At 37.9% G+C, this 6868-nt stretch carries 6 protein-coding genes; all 6 read right to left on the reverse strand.

Annotated features, from left to right (window positions below; translation table 11 throughout):
• Positions 1-164 precede the first annotated feature (164 nt).
• The 6 genes from M901_RS00815 to M901_RS00840 all read right to left on the reverse strand — a co-directional run bounded on the left by M901_RS00815 (position 165) and on the right by M901_RS00840 (position 6726).
• A complete protein-coding gene (locus M901_RS00815; protein WP_034719303.1) occupies positions 165-1133 on the reverse strand; it encodes a glycosyltransferase family 4 protein in 969 nt (322 codons plus the stop codon).
• An 86-nt stretch (positions 1134-1219) separates the two neighbouring features.
• Positions 1220-2500, reverse strand: a complete 1281-nt coding sequence (locus tag M901_RS00820; RefSeq protein ID WP_021276252.1) for a flagellar hook protein FlgE — start codon at positions 2498-2500, stop codon at positions 1220-1222.
• Between the two features lie 123 nt (positions 2501-2623).
• Positions 2624-3055 carry a TIGR02530 family flagellar biosynthesis protein gene (locus tag M901_RS16070; protein WP_021276257.1) on the reverse strand — a complete coding sequence of 144 codons (432 nt, stop codon included), beginning with the start codon at positions 3053-3055 and terminating at the stop codon, positions 2624-2626.
• 46 nt (positions 3056-3101) lie between these two features.
• Positions 3102-3965 carry a flagellar hook assembly protein FlgD gene (locus M901_RS16075; protein WP_021276255.1) on the reverse strand — a complete coding sequence of 288 codons (864 nt, stop codon included), beginning with the start codon at positions 3963-3965 and terminating at the stop codon, positions 3102-3104.
• Positions 3965-5413, reverse strand: coding sequence for a hypothetical protein (locus M901_RS00835; protein ID WP_021276254.1), 1449 nt, complete (start codon positions 5411-5413; stop codon positions 3965-3967). The genes M901_RS16075 and M901_RS00835 overlap by 1 nt, the downstream gene beginning before the upstream one ends.
• Before the next feature lie 110 nt (positions 5414-5523).
• Positions 5524-6726 carry a hypothetical protein gene (locus M901_RS00840; RefSeq protein ID WP_021276253.1) on the reverse strand — a complete coding sequence of 401 codons (1203 nt, stop codon included), beginning with the start codon at positions 6724-6726 and terminating at the stop codon, positions 5524-5526.
• Positions 6727-6868 lie beyond the last annotated feature (142 nt).

The following is a 6868-nucleotide window of genomic DNA, read 5'->3' on the forward strand; positions in this document are numbered from 1 at the left end:
ATAAATTTGAGAAATCAAAACTGAAGAAACATTTATTGATTTTGCGAGTTTAGAAAAAACTCCTCGCCCTTCTTTTGGATAAGTAGAAATCAAGTCATTGATATACTGTTTATAATCCAAATACTCATAAATAGGACTTAATTCTTTCTCTGACATTCTATTTCCTAATTCTTATCTAGTAAGTCTTGATATATTCTTTCTAGTTTCTTTGCGATATTTTCCCAATAATAGTTTTCTTCAATATAAGCCTTCAGGTGTTGACCACTCTTGAGATGACTTAGAGCTTCAACAATTTCTGCATGATTGTCGGGATCAACATAATTAACAAAATCTCTAAAGACTTCCTTTGTTCCACCAAACTTAGTCAGAATAACAGGAGTCCCAACACTTCCCGCCTCCATTGAAACTAAACTACATGTTTCAAACTCACTTAAGACAAGCAGGCACTTAGCATTCTTGTACAACCTATAAAGCTCTTGGCTTCCCTGTTTTAAAGGACCATAGAAAATAATATTTTGAGATTCGAATTTTTTACATTCACGATAGTAATCTTCATGACCTGGCTTCGCAGCTCCAACAATAATGAGTTTATTTCCAGTTGAATTAGCAATTTCAATTGCTTTTAGCAGATTCTTATTTTTAGCAATTGAGCCAACATAGAGAAGATAGTCACTTAAATTAAAACTTAAATCATCAAATTGAACTCTATCAATTCCATTATAAAGAACTTGAAACCTTTTATCAGAAAGGGCGTACAATTCTTCAAGCCTTTCTTTTTCAATTGATGTTGTCGGTAAAATGATGTCTGGATAATTTAAAAAACTTGCTAAGTTATGTGAGCTCAGCTGTTTTTTTATTTTTATTTTAAGCTTTGTTTTAAAATCGATTCTAGGCCATGCCGTTGGAGTTAGAACTAAAGGCTTTCCTAGTTCTTTATAGTCTTTCCAAATCTCCCATTCTAAAAGAGAGAATTCGTGAATAACGTCATAATCTTCAATCTTATCATTCCACTTATCAAAGAGTTTTACTTCATGACCTAATTTCTCGAGATACTCTTTGAGCTTTAACATGACAATCTCACCTCCACCTGGGTGCTGAAATGCCATTGTATAAGTGTTAAATAAAATTTTCATACTAATAGTATATAAAGTAAAAGGGCCCGCTTCAACAAAAGTCTTAGCAGGCCCTTTTTAGTCTATTTATTGGGGGGGATTAATTATTAACCTTTCATTCTGAAGATTTCTTGTAACATGGCGTCCGCTGTTCCAATTGTCTTCGCGTTTGCTTGGAAGTTTCTCTGTGCCGTCATTAGGTTTACGAACTCATTAGCAATATCAACATTTGAAAGCTCGATCGACTTTGAAAGAACTTCTCCACGTCCTGCTTCACCTGGTTTACCCATTGCCGCTTGACCAGAGTTTCTTGATTCTTTAAAAAGGTTCTTCCCTACTTTGAAAAGACCTTCGTTGTTCTCAAACTTGGCCATTGCAATTTGAGCAATATCTCTAGCTTCACCATTATCATAAACTGCAGTTAGTACACCTGAGTCATTAAATGATAGAGAAGAAAGAGTTGCAGCAGAAGCACCATCTTGCGTGTGTCTCGCTATTGCTGAACCAGAACCATACTGAGTTGAAGCATCAGTACCATCACCACCCTCAGTGATTGACTCACCAAAGTTGAAAGTAATCTTTTGATCTGGTGCTGCACCTTTATTAAAGTTGAAAGAGTTTGTTCCTTCGACTTCTTGTTGGAGTTGACCTTTGTCGTTGAAAAGAAGTTGCCCATTTGCCATTTCAGACATTACACCTGGTTGACCACCTTCTACATCACTTCCGTCGGCCATAACTCTATACGTCCAGTTGTTATTTGCAGTTTTGTTATAGAATACAGTTACTAGTCTTGCTGTACCTACATTATCATATACAGTCATTGAGTTAGAAAAGTTTGAAGTCTCTTCTGGCTTTAGAGGGTTGAACTCTTTAACTTCTGCTCTAGAGTCAAGGTTCATACTTACTTTTACGTTCTTTGTTGCTTGAGCTGGGATCGTTGTGTTACCAAGCTTGATCGGCCCTTCTTTAGTTGTGATATCACCTTCAGCATTTGCCTTGAAACCAACAACTTTATATCCATCAGGGTTAACTAGCTCACCTTCTTTGTTAAAGTGCATTGAACCGTCTCTTGTAAATCCTGGTCCAAATGGTGCCTCAACTTTAAAGAAACCGTCACCGTTGATAGCTAGGTCTGTAATAGATTCTGTTCTTGTAACATCACCTTGAGTCATGATTGGTTTAATGTGTGAAAGCTTAACACCTGCACCAAATTGGTCACCACCATCAATACCTTTAAGTGATACGGCTAGAACATCTTGAAATTCGGCTCTTGAAGATTTAAATCCTGTAGTACCAGAGTTAGCAATGTTATCCGAGATAACACCCATACCTTGTCCAACAGCGTTTAAACCAGATACACCAATGTTAAAAGATCTTAAAATACCCATCTATCGTCCCTCCTAGACTAAATAAACTCGTCGATAGAAATAGGAATTGATTTTTGATGAATGTGCGAACAACGACAGGCTCACACGAAGCTTCCGGAAAGGACCAGCTTGTTTCTCAATTCTCTAAACTACGACAGTCGAATCAATTTTTGTAAATACGTTTTCCTGTATACTTCCCTTGTCTATGGCAGTCACAACCTTGTTACCTGGCACATCGACAATGTATGCAGCTTTATCCGTAATAACTAAAGAGTCTCTACCACCTTTAGTTCTTAACTTCTCCATTGCACCTCTAAGCTTAAAAAACTCATTAGTGTCTAAATCGAGATTTCTCTCTTTTAATCTCTTTGCTGCATGAACAGAAAGATTAATTCCATGCTGGGCCTGAACATCTTTGATTTCAGACTCAATCTCAGTTTTTAGAAGGTTCTTAAACTCGTCACGATTCTCTGCACCTTCAGCACCACCGAGACGATCGCGCAGGTCAACCTTCTTGTTACCAGGAACTTTGCTGACATTTGGGATGAGAAAATTTGAGACTTTGTTATCTACCATCTCTTACAACTTTTGAGACAAAGCGGTAGCTTGGATTATTCCAAAACTACATTTGTTCGTTAATATTATTATACTGTGCAGCTGCATTCTTTTTCAAGCCATGCATATTTTGCTGCGTAGCACTATTTTGTTTAGCAGAAGGTAATTTAAAACTATCTACATCTCTAAGATAAACCTCTTTTCCATTAGAAAGAGTTAGAACTGTTTCACCATTAACAAAGTTAACACCTGCAACAACCCCTGTAGATTTTGTTTCTGCTTTAAATGGATTCATTTCATTATCAAATGCTCTTACTTCAATAGAGTAATCGTCCTTAGTCGCTCTTACGCCATCAAGTTGTTTACCATTCCAATTTAGACGTTGTTGTCCCCTACCAAGATCTTCACCTTCAATACGGGCCACGAGTTGTCTCTTAGAATCGTAAATATTTACAAGAACATTCTTAGCTGCTTTCTCTAAGAAAAATGGAATATCTGTTTGAGTATCTTGCCCATTGTAATGAACAGTCGCACCCTTAGTCATAATCTCCTTACCTAAGAAACTAGCTCCATAGAACTTTGTTTCTTGAGGAGCATTATTATTCATAGCATCCATCTTCTTATTCATATTTGTTAGCTGCTCAAGTTGCGAGAATTGAGCAAGGTCAGCTGCAAATTGCTTTTGATCCATTGGCTTTAATGGGTCTTGATTTGATAATTGGTGAGAAAGAAGTTTTAAAAAACCATCTTTACCAAGTTTGTTGTGGCTCTTTCTATCAACGAATTGTTTTTCGTCTTGTTCTGAACCAGCTAGCCTATTAAGCTGCTCTCCAACGTTTTCTTGTTGTAGTTTTTTCTTCTTGTATTCGGCCGGAGCCATAGAAATTTTAGAAAATGGATTTGCCTGTCTTGGTCTACCGATTTCTGCCATTAAGCACCTAGTCTTTCTCTATATTGATCCCAGAGTTGTTGACGTCTCTGTCTACCGTCACGGCTCATATCATCACCGCTATTATAGTTTCTCGCAAATCCTTGTCCATTTCCAGTAGAATTTTGATCGGAAGAATTGTTCCCATTCGAGCTTGTAGAGCTTGATTCACCCATTGAAAGCTTGAAATCGGCAACTTTTACCCCTTGAGTACTCAACGTCTTTAGTAGACTAACTTCATTCTTATTGAAGAAGTTATGAGCTTCATCTGAATTCGCAATAATCTTAAGATCAATTAAATCCCCCTTCCCTTTTTGGGCGTTGATTTTAAATTGTCCTAAGTCATTATGCTTTACGATGACTTCAATTTCTTTACCGTGTTGGATACGAGAGTTTTCAATATAATTAGAGATTTCACTAAGTAGTTGTTCTGGATTCTTTACAGATGAAAGATCTAAGACTTTAACATCACTTCCGGCAGTTGATACTGCTGTCAGAGTTTGCGTCTTAGGAGTCATTAATGTCGCTAATTTATCAGCTTGTTGCTCACCTGAGTTCGTTGTTGTTTCACTCACCGCTTGAATATTATCAAACTTTGATGAAACCTTTTCTTTAGAAGATGTGTCGAAGTCCATCTTTCCAATATTCATCTCAGTGGCGGACTTCTTTTTAATAATTCCAGTATCGCTTAAGACACTTTGCTCTTGTTGGAACATATTCATCGCTTTACGATTACCAACAATTTTCGGTTTTTCTGAACCATTCTGCTCAATTCTTTGAGTCATGAAATCTTCAGAGTAATGAATCTGAGTTTGTGAAGTTCCCTTTCCCTTTTTAGGTGAAAAAGAATGAAGCTGTGGCGCAATCCTTGCATCTACTTCCTGCCCGTTTTGAGCATTTGAAAGTACTGACTTCATGTCAGTCACCGCTGCATTAGTTTGGGCTCCTTTCATTTCAGGAGTCTTCACATTTGTTAATTCATTTGGTTGTAATACCTGCTCTAACTCAGCAGCCTGGTTTGTCATAACCCCTTTTGGTAACGACATTCTTAGCTGATTAGGAGTCTTAGCTTGCTGAAGATTTTGAGCTAACTCACCTTCAAGTGTCGCCTTACCAGTTTGTTCTGCTTCACCTGTAGATAAGATTTGGTCAGCAAGCATTTCAGGTGATAATCCCTCACCTTCAACCGCCATCATATTTTCAAGGTTCTGATCTAATCCCTGCTTTAAAGCATTATGAACGGCAACATCCTGTCCACCTTTCATATTCTGAGACATCATTGCTAGTAAGTCAGAATCACTAGCTCCACCTTTTTTCATTTGATCAAGAAGTTTACCGAATTCCGAACCACCCGCTAAGGCCTGTGCCTCTGCTGATGTACCAGCGCCCTTAGAACTTGTAAGTCCTTCTGGCATTGCTCCTGGCTGTAGTCCGTTTAAAAATTCAATCATTCAATAAACTCCACGTGCTTTTTTTAAAATAACGCACAACATCATTTTTTCATACTTTAGTTTTTTTTTCATGGGTGGGAAAAGCTTTCCTAGCCGAGCTTAGCAAGAGCTTAGAAGTAGAGTCTCATCTCCGCTGAATAGAGAGTGACAGAAGGAGTATTGCGCCCAGAGAGAGTTTTATCGACTTTGATTCCGATACTACCTGGCGCCAAGAATTCTTTCTTTTTAAAGGCATCTACGGTAGAGAAATCGATTCCAAGATTCAACTCAGTTGTCTCCCAAGATGTGATGGCCTCTAACTTTTGATCATAGTAGGTATTTGATGACTCATAATTGTCTTCAAGTTTCCTCTTATAGGTAATTCCAGAATGGATCTGCCACCAGCTTGTCAGATGATATGTATGGGATGGTGAAATGGTAATTGCCAAACCTGGCTGAATATAAAAATCTAAACTTTCATCTGTTAGATCAGAGTTTGTAGATGAAGGTCTAAGCCTCTTTGTTCTTGGTAGCGAGTGTTTTAACCTAGTGTAAAAGTTAAGGTCACTCTTCTTATAACTTTGTCCAACTCCGGCCTCGACAAAGCCCTGCCAATGTCCAGTACCAAAGCCGACATCTTGTATAATATCTGGATTATCCTCTCTTCCTGTCGGTAGAATTAGTCCAAGAGAATAAAGAGCCCCACCACCCTTCCAAGAAGAGAATCTCTTTTTAATTCCCAATTCAATATCACCTAAACCTGAAGCTTCCCACTTTCCGAGGGCCTGATAACCATAATAGTTTTGTACTGCAGACTGAACTAATCCTTCATCAACATCTGGTAAAGAATTCATATCCAAGACCAATCCAACTTTATTTGAACTACCACTAATCTCGCTATTTACTTCGCTATAATTATTTCCCTTTGTTCTCTTAGGTTCGACATCGACAGAAGCTCTGTAATAAGGAATGACTCCATAGACAGTGAGGCTACTTGTAAGACCATAACCAAAACCTATCCCAGTAACATTAACATTGGCCTTCACATCGAAGCGATATTCCGCTGCTACTAATTTTTCATAGGCCGCCGGACTTGTTCGCTTGAGATCCTTTAGAACATACTCATTAACAATATCAATTTGGCCAAGAGATCGTGAATCGAGTTTGAAATCAACAGAATACCCCTCTTTTGTTCCCGTAAGATTATGAAACTCATCGACCTTATCTGATTGCACTTGCCTCACGGCCATTAGCCTGACACCTTTAGGTAAAGTGTCATCATAGCGTGCAAAGCCCACGGCCTGGATTAATATAAGAAGGAGAATGGATTTCATGCAGTTATTCTAGCGAAAATTAGAATTAAATTAAGTCAAAATGACTCAATATGTAAAGTTTACCAAATAAAACATATTGCCACTGATTTCTGCTATAAATCTGTCCATGGGAAACAAGATATTTGCACTAATCATTTCACNT

The sequence above is a fragment of the Bacteriovorax sp. DB6_IX genome (assembly GCF_000447775.1).
GTDB lineage: Bacteria > Bdellovibrionota > Bacteriovoracia > Bacteriovoracales > Bacteriovoracaceae > Halobacteriovorax_A.

Bases quoted from the DNA above. Each gene is read 5' to 3' on its own strand.
- M901_RS00815 (WP_034719303.1), bottom strand. From the start codon at position 1,133: ATGAAAATTTTATTTAACACTTATACAATGGCATTTCAGCACCCAGGT.
- M901_RS00840 (WP_021276253.1), bottom strand. From the start codon at position 6,726: ATGAAATCCATTCTCCTTCTTATATTAATCCAGGCCGTGGGCTTTGCA.
- M901_RS00835 (WP_021276254.1), bottom strand. From the start codon at position 5,413: ATGATTGAATTTTTAAACGGACTACAGCCAGGAGCAATGCCAGAAGGA.
- M901_RS00820 (WP_021276252.1), bottom strand. From the start codon at position 2,500: ATGGGTATTTTAAGATCTTTTAACATTGGTGTATCTGGTTTAAACGCT.
- M901_RS16075 (WP_021276255.1), bottom strand. From the start codon at position 3,965: ATGGCAGAAATCGGTAGACCAAGACAGGCAAATCCATTTTCTAAAATT.
- M901_RS16070 (WP_021276257.1), bottom strand. From the start codon at position 3,055: ATGGTAGATAACAAAGTCTCAAATTTTCTCATCCCAAATGTCAGCAAA.